The organism is Aurantiacibacter sp. KMU-128, assembly GCF_056933515.1.
In genome coordinates, this window is record NZ_JBXORT010000001.1 from 938308 (window position 1) to 954909 (window position 16602).

At 64.5% G+C, this 16602-nt stretch carries 15 protein-coding genes; 7 read left to right on the forward strand and 8 right to left on the reverse strand.

Annotated elements, in window-relative coordinates:
• Positions 1 to 4: 4 nt before the first annotated feature.
• Positions 5 to 811, reverse strand: coding sequence for a hypothetical protein (locus ACS0VV_RS04775; protein WP_483531584.1), 807 nt, complete (start codon positions 809 to 811; stop codon positions 5 to 7).
• A 66-nt stretch (positions 812 to 877) separates the two neighbouring features.
• On the reverse strand, positions 878 to 1075 hold the full coding sequence (locus ACS0VV_RS04780) for a Flp family type IVb pilin (protein WP_483531585.1): 198 nt from the start codon (positions 1073 to 1075) through the stop codon (positions 878 to 880).
• Positions 1076 to 1415: 340 nt separating this feature from the next.
• Between ACS0VV_RS04780 and ACS0VV_RS04785 the strand changes: the two genes are divergently transcribed.
• Positions 1416 to 4328: a TonB-dependent receptor domain-containing protein gene (locus ACS0VV_RS04785; RefSeq protein ID WP_483531586.1), complete on the forward strand. Its 2913-nt coding sequence runs from the start codon at positions 1416 to 1418 to the stop codon at positions 4326 to 4328.
• Positions 4329 to 4472: 144 nt separating this feature from the next.
• Here the strand turns inward: ACS0VV_RS04785 and ACS0VV_RS04790 are convergent, their stop codons facing one another.
• The 4 genes from ACS0VV_RS04790 to ACS0VV_RS04805 form a co-directional block, all read right to left on the reverse strand.
• Entirely contained in the window at positions 4473 to 5321 is an 849-nt protein-coding gene (locus ACS0VV_RS04790) for a class I SAM-dependent methyltransferase (RefSeq protein WP_483531587.1), read from the reverse strand.
• A 95-nt stretch (positions 5322 to 5416) separates the two neighbouring features.
• A complete protein-coding gene (locus tag ACS0VV_RS04795) occupies positions 5417 to 7117 on the reverse strand; it encodes a 2OG-Fe(II) oxygenase family protein (protein ID WP_483531588.1) in 1701 nt (566 codons plus the stop codon).
• Positions 7114 to 7851: a 2OG-Fe(II) oxygenase gene (locus tag ACS0VV_RS04800; RefSeq protein ID WP_483531589.1), complete on the reverse strand. Its 738-nt coding sequence runs from the start codon at positions 7849 to 7851 to the stop codon at positions 7114 to 7116. Before ACS0VV_RS04800 ends, ACS0VV_RS04795 begins: the two co-directional genes overlap by 4 nt.
• A 169-nt stretch (positions 7852 to 8020) precedes the next feature.
• Positions 8021 to 8380 carry a UrcA family protein gene (locus ACS0VV_RS04805; protein ID WP_483531590.1) on the reverse strand — a complete coding sequence of 120 codons (360 nt, stop codon included), beginning with the start codon at positions 8378 to 8380 and terminating at the stop codon, positions 8021 to 8023.
• A gap of 278 nt (positions 8381 to 8658) precedes the next feature.
• Between ACS0VV_RS04805 and ACS0VV_RS04810 the strand changes: the two genes are divergently transcribed.
• On the forward strand, positions 8659 to 9450 hold the full coding sequence (locus ACS0VV_RS04810; protein ID WP_483531591.1) for an outer membrane protein assembly factor BamD: 792 nt from the start codon (positions 8659 to 8661) through the stop codon (positions 9448 to 9450).
• Positions 9451 to 9464: 14 nt separating this feature from the next.
• Here ACS0VV_RS04810 and ACS0VV_RS04815 read toward each other — a convergent pair whose 3' ends face one another.
• Positions 9465 to 9782, reverse strand: a complete 318-nt coding sequence (locus ACS0VV_RS04815; RefSeq protein WP_483531592.1) for a hypothetical protein — start codon at positions 9780 to 9782, stop codon at positions 9465 to 9467.
• Positions 9783 to 9929: 147 nt separating this feature from the next.
• On the opposite strand from ACS0VV_RS04815, the gene recN reads away from it, so the two are divergent.
• From recN to ACS0VV_RS04840, 5 genes are all read left to right on the forward strand, one after another.
• Positions 9930 to 11594, forward strand: coding sequence for a DNA repair protein RecN (gene recN / locus ACS0VV_RS04820; protein ID WP_483533500.1), 1665 nt, complete (start codon positions 9930 to 9932; stop codon positions 11592 to 11594).
• Entirely contained in the window at positions 11594 to 12058 is a 465-nt protein-coding gene (locus tag ACS0VV_RS04825; protein WP_483531593.1) for an endonuclease domain-containing protein, read from the forward strand. The genes recN and ACS0VV_RS04825 overlap by 1 nt, the downstream gene beginning before the upstream one ends.
• On the forward strand, positions 12051 to 14102 hold the full coding sequence (ligA, locus tag ACS0VV_RS04830) for an NAD-dependent DNA ligase LigA (protein WP_483531594.1): 2052 nt from the start codon (positions 12051 to 12053) through the stop codon (positions 14100 to 14102). The genes ACS0VV_RS04825 and ligA overlap by 8 nt, the downstream gene beginning before the upstream one ends.
• 92 nt (positions 14103 to 14194) lie before the next feature.
• The gene (locus tag ACS0VV_RS04835) at positions 14195 to 14548 is read left to right on the forward strand and encodes a YciI family protein (RefSeq protein WP_483531595.1); all 354 of its coding nucleotides are present in this window, start codon (positions 14195 to 14197) and stop codon (positions 14546 to 14548) included.
• Positions 14545 to 15780: an RNA polymerase sigma factor gene (locus ACS0VV_RS04840; protein WP_483531596.1), complete on the forward strand. Its 1236-nt coding sequence runs from the start codon at positions 14545 to 14547 to the stop codon at positions 15778 to 15780. The genes ACS0VV_RS04835 and ACS0VV_RS04840 overlap by 4 nt, the downstream gene beginning before the upstream one ends.
• Positions 15781 to 15886: 106 nt before the next feature.
• Here the strand turns inward: ACS0VV_RS04840 and ACS0VV_RS04845 are convergent, their stop codons facing one another.
• Complete coding sequence (locus ACS0VV_RS04845; protein ID WP_483531597.1) at positions 15887 to 16558, reverse strand: SDR family oxidoreductase; 672 nt, start codon at positions 16556 to 16558, stop codon at positions 15887 to 15889.
• Between the last annotated feature and the right edge of the window lie 44 nt (positions 16559 to 16602).

Consider the following 16602-nt stretch of genomic DNA (forward strand, 5'->3'; position numbering starts at 1 on the left):
CGCTTTAATCCCAACCCTCATCCTTCAAGCTCCGCACCCTCGGCCCGGTGTTCTCGACCTGCGGTTCCGCTTTGCGAGCGCCGGGGAGGTAGCGTTTCATTTCCTCGCTCGGGCCGGTCACGGCGTCGGTGGCGGCGGGCAGGGCGGGCGGGCGTCGTTTATCGCGTTCGAAGCTTTCTTCGTAGGCGGCTTTGAGGCGGCGGGTTTCCTCGCTCATCGCCGCTTCCTCCATTTTTTTGAAAGCCTCTTGGCGTTCGCGCATCAGATCGATCTTGGCGTTGAGGCTGGCCACAACTTCCTTCTTGCTGCGGCGTTTGCGTTCGACCACTTCGCGTTCCCATTCCGCGCGCCATTCCTTCTTCATCCGCGCGAGGCGGTGCTTGTCGAGCCCGCTCAGGCCCTTGGCGCCGTCCGCCGCGAACCGCCCCGGCGCGCGGTTGCGCAGCATGAACATCAGCAGCCGGTCATTATAGACGGTGCGGGAGCCGACCAGCTTGCCATAGGAATAGACGGGCACCTCGACGCCATTGAGCGCGCGATCCATCGCGGCGTCCTCGATCCGCGTGACGCCGTGATCGAGCGCGGCCTCCCACGCCTTGCGGAATTCGTCCGCGCCTTGCTGGCGGCGCAGGTAATAGGCGCTTTCGGGCGTCATCCCCACGCTGTTTGCCGCCGCGCGGACCGATCCGTAATCGGCGAGCGCTTCGATAAAGCCGTGCTGGCGTTCGGGCGTCCAGCCGTCATGGCGCTGGCACTTGCGCGGGACTGGGGTGAAAGCGGGGAGGGTGGTGGCGGGCGGTCTGGCAGGCATGAGGCGGGGCTCCTGAAGGGAAGAAATCCCTCGCGGTGCCCTGCGTCCCAGACTGTAGGAAAGGGGTTACGCGCCGCTATTGGCTGCGGTGTTGGCGGCGGTGTATTCGCTCGAGACGGTGTTGTACTGCGTCTCGACCTCGTCGCCGAGCGAGAGCATCACGCCCGCCAGCGCCACGCCGATCAGCATGGCGAGCAGGCCGTATTCGATGGCGGTCGCGCCCGTCTCGTCGGGCAGCAGCGCTTTGTAACAGGTATCAGGCACGAAAGAGCCCCCCACAATTCTTGGTCAACGGGACTTAGCGGGGAATGGTTAATCCGGCGTAACCATGCCGCTGCGGCAAGCGGCAAAGCAGCATTTTGATACCGCCAAAGGTCTATGCTGCCGCAAAAACGTCACTCGGGTGTCATAATTGTTTCAAAAATGTCACACGAAATCGTCTCGTGCGAAACCTCTCCACACTGCGATTGTATGCGGCGAGCGGGCGTGCTTTTGCGCTACGTCAGGAAGGAGGAGTTGGTTGCCACGTACATCCGGCGGGCGAAAGCCTGCGTGTCTGGTGCCTCTTTCCCTGTAAATTCTCCCACTTACCAGGAGTACATGAATGTCTAATCGCAACACCAAGGCAGCTCTGCTTGCAAGCTCGGTGATCTTCGGATCGCTGCTTGCCGCGCCTGCCCTCGCCCAGGAAACCGATCCGGGCGCAAACGAAGGCGAGCGTATCGTCGTTACCGGTTCGCGTATCGCGACCCAGAACGTCGACACCGCCGCGCCGATCGCTGTCGTGGACAGCGAAGAGTTTTCGCTTTCGGGTACGGTCAACGTTGAAAACGTGATCAACACCCTGCCGCAGGTCGTTCCGGGCTTCACTTCGAACTCGAACAACCCCGGCACCGGTACCGCGACGCTGAACCTGCGCGGCCTCGGCTCGGCGCGCACCATGGTGCTCGTCAACGGCCGTCGCTGGATGTTCTACGATACCGGCCAGATCGTCGACCTCAACACCATTCCGCAGTTCCTGCTGCAGAATGTTGACGTGGTGACCGGCGGTGCTTCGGCTGTGTACGGTTCGGACGCGCTGGCTGGCGTCGTCAACTTCAACCTGCGTCACGTTGATGGCGTGGAAGTGGGCGGCCAGTACTCGATCACCGATCGCGGTGATGGCGAGCGTTACCAGCTGCATGGTGCAATCGGCACCGAATTCGGTGACGGCCGCGGCCGCGCTACCGTGTTCGGCGAATATTACAACCGCAGCTCGATCTTCCAGGGCGACCGCGGCTTCTCCGAATTTGCCCTCGGCGGTGAAACCCCCGGCAACGGCAGCAGCCCGCAGATCCAGTTCGGTTCGTCGACCCTTCCTTCGGGCGTGATCCGTTACCTCGCGCCGAACAACGGCAACCGCGCCGGCACCGACTTCGCGGCCAACCGCGCTGTCGTGTTCGACACCGCTGGCGAGTTCCGCACCCGCACCGGCGACACCTACAACTATGCTCCGGTCAACTACCTGCAGATCCCGCAGGAACGTTACCTGCTGGGCGGTTATGCCGAATACGAAATTTCGGAAGGCATCGAAGCCTACACCGAAGTGACCTTCGTCAACAACCGCGTGGCAACCGAGCTGGCCGCAACCCCGGTCACCGGCACGTTCAACGTAAATCTGGCCACCATCCAGCCGTTCCTGTCGGCAGGCGATTTCGCCCAGCTGCAGCAGCTGGACGCAACCGAAACCGGCACCGGTGCCGCAGCGGGCAACAACGGCCAGCTGTCGCTGTTCCTGCAGCGTCGTATCACCGAAACCGGTCCGCGTAACAGCCTTGACGAGCGCAACGCATTCCGCGTCCTCGCCGGTCTGCGTGGCGACCTCACCGACTTCCTGAGCTACGATGCGTACTACATGTATGCCCGTACCCGGAATGCGAACGTGCAGGCAGGTAACATCTCGCGCTCGGCCTTCCAGGCTGGCCTCGATGGCACTGGCACCGCGATCAACATCTTCGGCCCCGACACGCTGACCCCGGAAATGGTCGATGCGATCAGCATCCAGGCGCAGAACGGCGATATCTCCACGCTCGAAGTGGCGACCGCTTACCTGTCGGGTACCTTTGGTGATTTCGCCATCGGCAATGCCGCACCGATCGGTTTCGCCCTGGGTGGCGAATATCGTAGTGTTGCTTCGCGCTTCATTCCTGACACCGCACTGTCCTCGGGCGACGTGATCGGCTTCAACGCCGGTGATGCGACCGAAGGTTCGTACGATGTGAAGGAAGTGTTCGCCGAGTTGAACATTCCGGTGCTCGATACCGATTCGGGCCTGCGGCTCGAACTGAACGGCGCTGCCCGCTACTCCGACTACTCGGTTCCGACCGTTGGCGGTGTGTGGGCCTATGCCGGCGGCATCCAGTTCGCTCCGGTCGAAGGCATCACGCTGCGCGGCCAGTACCAGCGTGCGGTGCGTGCACCGAACGTTGCCGAACTGTTCGGCGGTACCTCGATCGGCTTCCCCGGCGCGACCGACCCCTGCTCCACGGCAGCGGCGGGCACCCCGGGCACTCTGCGTGACCTCTGCATCCAGAGCGGCGTTCCGGCGGGTATCGTCGGCACCGGCGCTGTGCAGATCAACGCGCAGATCCCGGCGCTGTTCGGTGGTAACCCGAACCTGCAGGAAGAAACGTCGGACAGCTGGACCTATGGTATCGTGCTGCAGCCGAGCTTCATCCCGGGCCTGACGATCACCGCTGACTACTTCGATATCACCATCGAAGACGCGATCAGCACGATCTCGCTGGCGACCTCGTTCGACCTGTGCTTCAACCAGGTTCAGGACGCGAACTCCGGCATCTGCGCCCCGTTCTTTGCCAACCCCAACGGTTCGATCCGTACGGGCGGCATCATCGACGTCGGCAACCCGCCGATCCTCGGTGGCCAGAACGTTGCCACGCTGGCGGTGTCGGGTATCGACTTCCAGCTCAACTACGGCCTGGAACTGCCGTTCTCGGTGTTCAGCAGCGGCGGCTCGTCGGACTTCGACATTGGCCTGCTCGCCACCTGGACCGAGCGTAACGACTTCGAAGCCTTCCCGGGTGCCGATGTCGTGAGCTGCGCCGGCGAATTCGGTGCCGAGTGCGGCGATCCGACCGCTTCGTTCAAGTGGACGGCGCGCTTCAGCTGGGTTGACGGTCCGTTCACCCTGTCGTCGCGCTGGCGTCACCTGAGCGCTGTCGAAGACGATGATGACGGCGTGAACTACACCCAGTTCAACGGTGTGGAGCGTATCCCGGCATACGACCTGATCGATCTGACCATGTCGTATGACTTCAACGATACGATGACGTTCTCGGTCGGTGTGAACAACCTGTTCGACACCCTGCCGCAGACCCCGACGTTTGACGGAATTCTGGTGAGCTCGACCAACAACGGCACGTTGCTGGGCGACAACCAGGAGCAGGCGAACACCTATCCGTCGACCTACGACGTGCTGGGCCGCGACTTCTTCGCATCGGTTCTGGTTCGCTTCTAAGCTGACCTGCACCGGGCGATTAGCTCGAACAAAAGGGGCGGGAGACTTTCGGGTCTCCCGCCCTTTTTTGTTGGGCCTATTGAGATGCGGCAGGCGGCCGCGCACCGGGTCGCCGGTCTGCCAATTTCTGTCAGTGGAGTGCTGTCAGGCGGGCTTCTGGAAGGTGAGGAAGCTGGCAAAGGGCGCGCCTGCGCCGGTGGGCCCGTGATCGTGCAGCATTTCGCTGGCGATGGGCCGCAAGCCCGCCGCTGCCAGCACCGCCACCACCTTCTCACCAGTGCCTGCAGCCTGAGCCGCCGCTTCGAGCGAGGCAATCCGGCCAAGCTCGTTCTGCGCCTGTGCCACGATCCGGTCGATCACGGCGGCGGTCTGTATGGGCGGTTCATTCCTGCCGTGGACGAGCGTCTGCCGGATCGCCTCGGCAATCTCCCACGCCGCCGATTGCGGCCCGAATTCGCGCGCGCCGCGTTCGGGTGCGGTCGCCAGCTCCTCGGGCAACGATCCCACGCCGATTGCGCGCAAACGAAGACTGTTCTTGGCCTTGCCGGGCAAATCCTGCGCCACAATCGCCCAATCGATCTGTTCGCGCCGCCGCAGGTTATGGCTGAGGATCGGCCCGTCGATCCGGTGGGTGATCAGGCCGAGCCAGCCACCGGGGCGCAGCACGCGGGCGATTTCCGCCGCCGTTGCTTGCATATCGCCATATTCGAAGCCGAACTGGCTTGTGACCGCCGCGAAGCTGCCCTCGGGAAAGGGCAAATCGTGCATCAGCACGCCGCCGCGCAGCTTGGTGCCGCGCGGGGCGGGGGGAAGGGCGGTCGCCTGATCGATGCCAACCGGTTTCAGATCGCGCCGTGCCTCCAGCAGGCGCTGCATTACGCGGCCATCGCCGGTCGCCAGATCGAGCACGCGCGCCGCGCGCGGCAGTTTCGCGGCGAAACCGGCCCAGGCCTTGGCCTGAACCCGGTCAATCCCCTGCCACGCGGCAGGCAAGCACCCGCCGCCTGCACCGGACGGGGTCGCCGCGTTCTGCGCCCAGAAGGCATTCCATGCCGCGCGGCTGCTGGACTGGTCGTGCTGCGTGATGGTTATGTCCCCTCGCTTGATATGACTTCGGGCGTGACATCAAAGGCCACGGTCATCCGGCGCCCCTGCGTAAAGGGCCGCGTGCCGTGGTAGAGCGTGCTGGGAAACAGCGCCAGATGCGCTTCGCGCGGGGCGATGACGCGATGTGGCCCGAGATCGCTCTGCATTTCGGGAGCGGGGCGGCCCAGTTCCAGCCAACCGGCCTGCGGATCGGTCTCTCCGCCGGTATCGGGCAGGAGGCAATAGAGCGCGGAGGAGAGGATACCCTGCGGATGGATATGCGCCGCGTGATAATCGCCGCCGCCTGCCAGCCGCACCGACCACGACCCGCTGATGCGCCAGGGTGCATCGCGGAACCGCAGCAGCGGGTGGGCAGGATCGGCAGGGGGCAGATTGGCGCGGTAGTCCTCCAACGTGGCGCGGATGGCATCGTGCAGCGCGGCCAGTTGTGCCTCGGTCCGGTCAAAGATCCGCCCGCGCGTTTGCGTGCCGCCGCGCAAGCTCTGGCCAAGCGGCATCGCGCTGCCATCGTGCAGCCGGTGGAGCACTTCGAGCACGGGCGGCAGAACGCTGTCCGCATCGCGCAGCGGCAGCAGTTGGACAAGCCCCTCCTGTCCGTGCAGCCACTCGGCGCGCGGATCGCCGGTCAGCCGCCAGAGGATGCCGCGAAAGGCCCAGACGCTGATGCCGAACGGCGCGTGCACCATCGCCCGGTCGAGCGCTTGTCCCGCGCGGTCATAATCGCCGGTCCGGATGGCGTGGCGGGCCTCGTTGAGCCAGCGTTCCTCGGTATCGATGGCGATTTGCGCGAACAGCTTTTCGGCCAGAGCGTGATCGCCTGCATCGCCCGCATAAATGGCTTCGAGCAGGACAAACCGTTCGTTGTCGGGAAAGTCGCGGCGCGCCTGCGCGATGACGGCGGCGGCCTGTTCGCGGTGATCGAGGCCATGCAATTGTGCCGCCCATTCGGTGCGGATCAGCGGGTCATCCGGCACGCGTCGCGCGGCTTCGGCATAATGCGCGGTGAAGTCTGCCTCGCCCGCCGCCAGCCGCAATTGGGCGAGGAATTTGAGCGCATCGTGCCACTGCGGGAACTGCGCCACTAGCGCTTCGGCAATTGCCCGCGCCTCGGCGGTGCGCCCTTCGACTTCGAGCGCCTGCGCCTTGCCATACCACTGGAACGGATCGGTGTTGTCGCGCAGCAGCGTGGCATCGAAGCGCGCCACCGCGTCCGCCTCGCCGCGTTCGAGCGCGACCGTGGCGCGGCCCTGCAGCGCGCGCGGGCGACCCGGTTCAATCTTCAGCGCGCGGTCATACCAATGCGCCGCCGCCGCCAGATTGCCCGCGCCACGCTCGGCAAAGGCGCGGGTGGAGCAATAGGCGGCGTTTTCCTTGGCGGCACTTTCCACCGCGCGCAGCGATTTGAGTGCTGCGCCAAACCTGCCCGCTGAACTGAGAGCAATAGCACGGTCGATAGTGAACGCGGTGTTCTCCGGTGCCAGCGCCACCGCTTTGGCGAACCAATCCGCTGCGATCGCCGCGTCGCCGCCGTCGAGGTGCCACTTGCCCATCGCATGGTTGAGCCCGGCCTCTTCCGGATGCTCGGCAAGCCCCTGTTGCAAGAGCTCCCGCGCACGCTCGCGATTGCCCGTGCGCAAGGCTCCCTGCGCGCGGATAAACCAGTCACGCGCGGCAGCCGTCATCGGTCGCGCAGCCAGCCGTTGATCGCATAGCGGCCCTTGGGCGCGAAAGGCGGGACGTAACTCACCGCGTGATCCTGTGGCACGAGGAACATATTCAGCGTGTTGAAGCGCGGGCGGAAGCCGGTCTCCACATTGCCGTCCTTGTCGTAGAACAGCAGATAGCCGCCCCAGTCGGGATGCCAGTCGTCGATGGTGAGGTTGAGCACATAGGCGATGCGCCAGCCCTCGGCGACGTGGCTGTCATTGTGCCGCCCGAGGAAATGCTGCGCGGCATAACAAGCGAAATGCGCATCGGCGCGCAGCAGTTCAGGTAGGCCGGTGATCTCGCGCATAAAGCCGAGGAACGGTTCGGCATTGAGATGTTCGAGCAGGATTTCGAACGTGCCGGTCGTGTCCCAGCCCTTCTGGATCGCTTCCACCAGCGAATAGCGCAGCGAGCGATAGGCATAGTCCCCGCGCGCCGCCGCCGCGTCGGTGGCCTTGGCGAGCTGCATCGCTTCCTGCGCCAGCACCGGGTCGCGCAAGTCTGCCGCGCTGAACCCGCGCCCCTTGGCACTCGCGCCCGCCTGCATCCCCATGCCCCACGGCACCTGCGTGTGCATGATTTCCCGGAGCTCGCGCGCGGTTTCATCGGTCAGCACGTCGCGGATTTGCAGCCGCTTGCGGACGGCAAATTCTGCCGCGAGTGCCGCGCGATCCAGCTGCGGGTTCAGTTCAAAAAGCGCCTTCGCCATGCGGTGAGGCTATAGGAAAGCCGCGGGCGCTGCGCCAGCCCTTCAAGGGTTCCGCCAGGCCGTTTTGGCAAAAAGGGGGATACCGGCGGCGCTTACCTCGCCGCCGGTATCCCGGCGGGGCCGGGTCGGTGTCCGGCCCGATCGCTGATTGATCGGCGCCCGATCGGCGTCAGTCGCGGCGCGCCAGTCGGGCCGAGCGCGCGGCCACTTCGCGGTCTATCCACGCGCGCTGTTCGGCATAGCAGAGCTGCGCGTGGTTGCTGGGAAAGCGCCTGCCGGCAGAGCGGACATCCATGCCGCAGACATACCGCGCCGCATCGCGCAAACGGCTGCGCAGCACGCGCTGGCCTTGGGCGGTCGCGAGGTCGAGATCGGAGTAGTAGACCACTTCCATCGCCACTTCGCGGGCGCGCGGATCGGCGCTGGCGCCCGCATTCTGGGCGCTGGCAGGGGTCGCCAGCATCGCTGTGGCAAGGGTTGCTGTGGCAAGGGCTGCTGCGGCAAGGCCGCTGTTCAAGAGCTTGTGCATCGCTTCCATCCTCCTTCAGGGCACCGGCGGCGGAAAACTGGGGGGCCGGCGGTGATGTGTGTTGGATAGATAATACAGCTGGCGCGCGCAGCCCCGGCTCGATTGCCCGCTGCGCCGGCTCGACCAAATCCCATCCGGCCAGACCGCCTGCTGACCGGAGCCGACCGGGGTCGAGATGATTGCGGGCGTTACTATCGCGGCAGGAAGGCGCAGGATTTGCGCCGCGCAATGTCGCACTTCACTTGGCGTTCAGCAGATCGCTGGCTATAGGCGAGGGCATGACGCTCAACACTTCCCTTCGCGGCGCGCTCGCTGCTGCCACTTGCGCTCTCGCTCTGACCGGTTGCGGCGGCGGCCAATCGACCGAGAATGCCGACCTTGCCTATGTCGCGCGCGATGTCGAATCGCTCTATATGGCGGCGCGCGAGCGGCTCGATGCCGGCAATCTGACGCTGGCGGCCGCGCTGTTTGACGAGGTGGAGCGCCAGCACCCCTATTCGCCCTGGGCCCGCCGCGCGCAGTTGATGAGCGCGTTCTCCTATTACGCCGCGCGCGATTACAACGCTTCGATCAGCTCGGCGACGCGCTTCCTCTCGATCCACCCCGGCAATGCCGACGCGCCGTATGCCTATTATCTGATCGCGCTCTGCTATTACGAGCAGATCAGCGATGTGGAGCGCGATCAGGCGATCACGCGGCAGGCGCTGGCCGCATTGAACGAAGTTGTCCGCCGCTATCCCGATAGCCCCTATGCCGCCGATGCGCGGGTGAAGATCGATCTCGTCAACGATCACCTTGCGGGCAAGGAGATGGAGATCGGCCGCTTTTACGAGCGCACCGGACAATGGCTCGCCGCGCAATTGCGCTTCCAGAACGTGATCGACGATTATCCCACCACCAGCCACGCGCCCGAAGCGTTGTTCCGTCTGGTGGAAACCAGCCTCGCTATCGGCATTCCCGAAGAAGCGCAGCGTTACGCCGCCGTGCTTGGCGCCAACTATCCGGGCAATGAATGGTACGAGCGCGCTTACGCGCTGATGGAAGAACACCAGCCCGAACGGCTAAGGTAAAAACCCGCTGCGATTTAGGCGAAGGCCGCCTGCGTGCGGTTCGCGTCGAGCAACTCTGCCAGTTCGGGCAGATGCAGCGCTTCGGCAAAGCGGATATTGGCGCGGCCGCCAAAGGTTGAATGCACCAACGCTTCCAGCTTGCGCCCGCACGGCGTTTTCACCGTGATCGAGTCGCCCGGTGCATAGGTGCCCGGTTGCAACTGGCTGATGCGCGCGGTTTCCTGCGTCAGTTCGATCAGCAGCCCGGCAGTTTTGCCTTGAATTTCATGCTGAAGTTCGACCGGAGCGCTCATCGCATAGCGACGCAAGGCTCCTGCGAGCGGTGTAGGCATTTGCGACCTCTTTTTTTCCCCTTCCCGCGGCTTCCTCACCGTGGTTATCCACAGGTTAACCTATAAGGCGATCAGAGTCGAATCGGGATTGCGAACGCTCGCGCGTTGCGCGGAGTGTGGCAGCGTCGTAATGATCGTCCTCCCGCCATGCTGACCTCTCTCGCCATACGCAATATCGTGCTGATCGAAGCGCTCGACCTGTCTTTCGGGCAGGGGCTGGGCGTGCTGACGGGGGAGACGGGCGCCGGCAAGTCGATCCTGCTCGATGCGCTGGGGCTCGTGCTGGGCGCGCGCGCCGACAGCGGGCTGGTGCGCGCGGGAGAAGAGCAGGCGAGCGTTGCCGCGACGTTTGAATTTGCCGCCATGCCGCAAGCGATTGCCGAGGCTTTGGCGGAGGCCGAGGTCGATCTGGAGCTGGGCGAACCGCTGATCATCCGCCGCCGCGTAAAGGCCGATGGCGGATCGAAGGCCTTTGTCAACGACCAGCCCGTTGGCGTCGCCCTGCTGCGGCAATTGGCGGGCGCGCTGGTGGAACTGCACGGGCAGCATGATGATCGCGGGCTGGTGAACCCGAAGGGGCACCGCGATCTGCTGGACCGCTATGCAGCGTCGGATGTGGCGGTGGTGTCCTCCGCGTGGCAGGCGTGGCACGGCGCGCGGCGCAGGCTGGACGAGGCGCGGGCGGAGATTGCGCAAGCCAAGGCCGATCAGGATCTGCTGCTTGCGCATCTGGCCGAACTCTCCGCTATCGAACCGCAAGCGGGCGAGGAAGCGACGCTCGCCGGAGCGCGCAGCGATATGCAGAAGGGCGAGAAGCTGGCGGGCGATCTGGAAGAGCTGCGGCTCGTCTGGGATGGCTCTGACGCGCCTTTGGCACGCCTGCGTTCGGCGGCGCGCAAGCTCGACCGGATTGCGCCCGAACATCCGTTGCTGGCCGAGGCGCTTGCCGCGCTCGACCGCGCGGTGATCGAGGCGGGCGAGGCGGAGGAGAAGCTGGAAGCCGCGGCAGAGGCGCTGACGCATGACCCGCTCGAACTCGACCGGATCGAGACGCGCCTGTTCGAATTGCGGGCCTTGGCGCGGAAGCATGGCTGCCAGGTCGACGAACTGCCCGAAGTGATGCGCGGCCTTCGCGCCAAACTCGACGCCATCGAGCAGGGCGATGCCGATCTGGCGGATCTGGAAAAGGCGGAACAAGCCGCAGGCGCGGACTATCGCAAAGCGGCAGAGGCCTTGCACGCTGCGCGGGTGAAAGCGGGCGCGCAGCTCGACAAGGCGGTGGCGGCGGAACTCGCGCCGTTGAAGCTGGACGCGGCGCGGTTCCAGACATCGGTGAGTGTTCTGGACGAAGACCGCTGGGGGCCAAGCGGGATGGACGCGGTGGAATTCCTCATCGCCACCAATCCCGGTGCAGATTTCGCACCGCTCAACAAGATTGCCTCGGGCGGCGAACTCTCGCGCTTCATCCTCGCACTGAAAGTGGCGCTGGCGGAGCAGGGCGGGGCGGCAACGGTGATCTTCGACGAAATCGACCGCGGCGTGGGCGGCGCGGTGGCGAGCGCGATTGGTGAGCGGCTGGCACGGCTGGCAGATGGCGGTCAATTGCTGGCGGTTACGCACTCGCCGCAAGTGGCCGCAAGGGGCTCGACCCATTACCTCATCGCCAAGGCATCGAGCGGGACGGTGACGAAGACATCGGTGGCGCGGCTGGATGCCGAAGGACGGCAGGAAGAGATCGCGCGGATGCTCAGCGGGGCGGAGGTGACGCCGGAGGCGAGGGCGCAGGCGGACCGGTTGCTGGAGGGGGTTTGATGGATGCTTCCCAAAAAGCCCCCTCCTCTTCAGAGGAGGGGGTTGGGGGTGGTGGCGTAACGCGCCAAACGCTCCTGAAGCGCGCAGCCGAGATGCGCAAAAACCCGACTGAGCCGGAGCATCGTCTTTGGCTGCAATTGAAGGGCAAGCGCTTCGCTGGCCATAAATTCCGTCGCCAGTCGGTGATCGGAAGCCGGATTGTCGATTTGTTCTGCCCTGCAAAGGGTGTTGTGATCGAGATTGATGGCGACACTCATGATCGAGAAGCCGATGAGGTGCGGGATCGGCGGTTGGAAAGATCAAAGGGCTTCTCCACCCTTCGCTTTACCAATCACGAGGTGATGACCAATATGGAGGGCGTGTTGCTAACGCTTGAAGGTGCGCTCTCCGAGCGCAGCGACCGCTGGTGCGGTCGCAACCACCCCCCGACCCCCTCCTTTGAAAAGGAGGGGGGGAATGGATGAAGCCGAAGCCGCCAACGAGCTGATGCGGCTCGCCAAGGCGATCGCGCATCACAACCGGCTCTATCACGCGAAGGATGATCCGGAGATTTCGGACGCCGAGTTTGACGCGCTTGTCCGACGCAATGCCGAGCTGGAGGCGCAGTATCCGCATCTGGTGCGCGAGGATTCGCCGTCCAAGCAGGTCGGGCATGAAATCGCCGCATCGCCGCTGTCCAAGGTGACGCATGAGGTGCGGATGCTCAGCCTCGACAATGCGTTTTCGGACGAGGAGGTTGCGGAATTTGTCGCGCGGGTGAAGCGCTATCTCAACTTGCCCGAGGATGCCGAGCTGGCCTTCACCGCGGAGGACAAGATTGACGGCCTCTCCTGCTCGCTGCGTTACGAGAAGGGCGAACTGGTGCTCGCCGCGACGCGCGGGGACGGGCAGGTGGGCGAAAACGTCACCGCCAATGTCGCGCACGTGGAGGGAATTCCGCAGCAATTGCGCGGGGCAAATGTGCCCGATCTCTTCGAGATACGCGGCGAAGTTTATATGGCGAAACAGGACTTTACCGCACTCAATGCTGCGCAGCATGAGGTTGGCGGAAAGCTGTTCGCCAATCCGCGCAATGCGGCTGCCGGATCGCTTCGGCAAAAGGATGCGAGCGTCACAGCGAAGCGGCCGCTCAAATTCTGGGCGCATGGCTGGGGCGCGGCGTCGGATGTGCCGGGGGCGACGCAGAGCGAGGTCGTGCGTATGATCGAAAGCTGGGGCGTGCCCGTCAGCCCGCTGTTCAAATGCTGCGAAAGCCTTGAGGGCCTGCTCGCGCATTACCGCACTATCGGCGCGGAGCGGCCCGATCTGCCCTATGAGATCGACGGCGTGGTCTACAAGGTCGACCGGCTCGATTACCAGCAGCGGCTGGGCTTCGTCGCTAAAGCCCCGCGCTGGGCTATCGCCCGCAAATTCCCTGCCGAACGCGCCGAGACGACGCTGGAGAGCATCGACATACAGGTCGGGCGCACGGGCAAGCTGACGCCGGTCGGCCGCCTCGCTCCGGTGCTGGTAGGCGGGGTGACGGTCACCAATGTGACGCTGCACAATCGGGACGAGATCGCGCGGCTCGGCGTGCGTCCGGGAGACCGCGTGGTGATCCAGCGTGCAGGCGATGTAATCCCGCAAGTGGTCGAGAATTTGACTCGCGACGAAGAACGCCCCGCTTTCGTCTTTCCCGCCGAATGCCCAGAATGCGGCAGCGAGGCGGTGGCTGAGGAGGGCGAGGTCGATGTCCGCTGCACCGGCGGCCTGATCTGCCCCGCGCAGCGCACCGAACGACTCAAGCACTTCGTCAGCCGCGCCGCGCTCGATATCGAGGGGCTGGGCGAGAAGACCATCGACCAGTTCTTCGCGCTCGGCTGGCTGGAGAGCCCCGCCGATATCTTCCGCCTGAAAGACCGCGAGGCCGAGATCCTGGCGCTTGAGGGGTGGAAAGAAAAGTCGGTGCAGAACCTGCTCGACAGTATCGAAGCCAAACGCTCCCCCGATGCCGCGCGGCTGCTGTTCGGCCTAGGCATTCGCCATGTCGGCGCGGTGACGGCGCGGGATTTGATGAAGCACTTTCATGAATTGCCCGCCTTGCGCGAAACCGCACAGAAGGCTCGCGATGGTGACGAGGATGCGGCAGGCGAACTCACCGCCATCGACGGCATCGGCTCCGCCGTGGTCACGGCGCTGGGCGATTTCTTCCACGAAGAACACAACCGCGCCGTGTGGGACGATCTCCTCTCCGAAGTCTCCCCGCCACGTTACGAGGTCGAAACGCTCGACAGCCCGGTGGCGGGTAAAACCGTCGTCTTCACCGGCAAGCTCGAGACGATGAGCCGCGACGAGGCCAAGGCGCAGGCCGAACGGCTGGGCGCGAAGGCCTCCGGCTCGGTTAGCGCCAAAACCGACCTGCTGGTCGCCGGGCCGGGTGCTGGCAGCAAGCTCAAAAAGGCGGCAGAACTCGGTATCGAGGTGATCGACGAAGCGGGCTGGGCCGAAATTGTGGCGGCGGCGGGATAGTTTTTTCGCGGGCGCTGTCGAATTGGCACTTCCAGCAGCGTCTCTCCTGTGAAACCACGCCAGAGCGGTGCGGTGGAAGACGGAGAAACGTGATGCAATATATGTTGATGATCCACGAGGACGAAAGCGCCTATGCCGGTGCCGGTGGCGAGGCGCTGATGGCCGAAACGCTCGGCAAGCATATGGCGTTTGCAGAGAATCTCGCCAAAGCCGGGATTGCCATGTCGGGCAACCGGCTGCATCCGGCGACGACAGCCACGACGATCCGCTGGAACCACGGCGAACACGCGCTGCACGATGGCCCCTTTGCCGAAACCGTGGAGGAACTGGGCGGCTATTACATCATCGACGTCGCCGATCTGGATGCCGCGATCGAATGGGCGAAGCAAATCCCGGTGCCCGGCAAGGGCGCGGTCGAAGTGCGTCCCGTCTGGGCCATGGAATGAGCGAGGCGCGGTCCCGCCTCGCGGACCGCATTGCCAGCGCGCGGCCGCGTGTCGTTGCAGCACTTGCCGCGCGCTGGCGCGATCTTGATCTGGCGGAGGATGCGTTTTCCGCTGCGTGCGAGGCGTTGCTCTCCCAAGAAATCGAGGATGTGCGCGATCCCGCCGGCTGGCTGTATCGCGCCGCCCTGCGCAAGGCGATCGATGCCAAGCGCAAGGCGGGGCGCGATGCGCGCATTGGTGAGGCAGCGATGACGATAGGCGAGACCCACACGGTGCTGGCCATGCCCGAACCGATCCCGGACGAGCGGCTACGGCTTTTGTTTGTCTGCTGTCACCCGGCGCTGGCTGCTGATGCCCGCGTGGCGCTGGCGCTGAAGGTCGTGTGCGGTCTGCCGGTAGAGGACATCGCGCGTGCCTTCGCCGTGTCGGTGCCAACGATGTACCAGCGCATCACGCGGGCAAAGGCGAAGATCAGCGCCGCGAAGATTCCTTTCGAATTGCCGCACCGTCGCGAATGGCCGGGGCGGATTGCATCGGTGCTGGGCGCGCTCGAAGTCGGGTATCTTGTCGCCTATGCCGATGCGGGCGGCGTGCAGCATCCTGAATTTTCTGACGAGACCATGCGGCTGGCGGATATGCTCGTCAATCTGATGCCGGACGATCCCGAAGTGAAAGGCTTTGCGGCCCTTCTCGCGCTGGCAGCTTCGCGGCGCGAGGCGCGGGTCGACAAAGACGGCGCGATGGTGCCCTTGTCGCAACAGGATACCACGCTGTGGGACCGGACGCTCATCGAGAAGGGCAGGGTGCTGCTCGATGAGTCCGCGCAAGCCGCATTGCCGGGGCCGTATCAGGCCATGGCGGCGATCCATCTCACTCATGCAAGGCGGGCGTTTGAGGGCGCGGTAGATTGGCGGGCGGTGCTGGCTCTATACGAAGCGCTATCGGTTATGCGACCAAGCCCCATAGTGGCGGTGAACCGCGCGCTTGCCGTGGCCGAGGTCGATGGCCCGGATGCAGCGCTGGCGGCGCTTGACGTGGTGGCTGCTGCGGGGTTGCGCGATCACCGGCCGTTGCTTGTTGCAAAGGCGCGCCTGTTGGAGCGTGTCGGGCGTAGCGGCGAGGCTGGGGATTGTATCAAACGTGCTTTGGATACGGAGCCGGGAGAGGCGGAGCGGCGTTTTCTTGCGAGGTGGAGGGCAAAACTCTCCCATCCCAACTACCGTTTGCCCTGAGCTTGTCGAAGGGCTGCCCTTCCTTTTGATCTTTGCGAAAGAAAAAGGAAAAGCAGTGCTTCGACAGGCTCAGCACGAACGGGTTCTGAGTTGGGTAGCCAACCCCTCAATCATTCGGCATGATATGAATCTCGCGCACCGCCGCTGTTTCCGGTTGGCCGAGCGCGAAGACCACGGCGTTTGCCACATCTTCAGGTTGGATCTTGCTTGGCTTGGGCTCGTCGAAAAACGGCGTATCGACCATGCCCGGCGAAATCACCGTGCAGCGGCCCTGCCATTCGCGCATTTCTTCGGCCAGATTGCCCGCGAAGCCGTGCACGAACCACTTGGTTGCCGAATAGATCGAGCCTTTGAAGTGCTCGCGCCCTGCTTTGGAGCCGGTGACGATGAAATGGCCCTTCGTCTTCTTAAGTTCGGGCAGCGTCGCGTGGGCAGTGTAGAGCACGGCGAGGATGTTGATGTGGATCATGTCGTGCCATTCTTCGGGATCGCCATTTTCGACGCCGGGGCTCTTCACGCCGGTTCCGGCATTGGCGAACACACCGTCGAGCGCGCCGAATTTCTCAACCGTCGCTTCCACCGCCTGGGTCAATTGATCGCGCTTGGTGACATCGCAGGGGAGGGCGAGCGCCTGTTCGCCGATCTCGCTCGCCAGCGCGTCCAGCTTGTCTGCCGAGCGGGCAAGGAGTGCGACGTTCCATCCGGCTTCAGCCGCGGCTTTGGCAGTGGCGGCGCCGATGCCTGTCGATGCACCGGTGATGAGAAGTGTTTTGGCCATGGGAGGTCTCTCTTGGAAAGTGTTGCTTTGCCAAGAGAATGGGT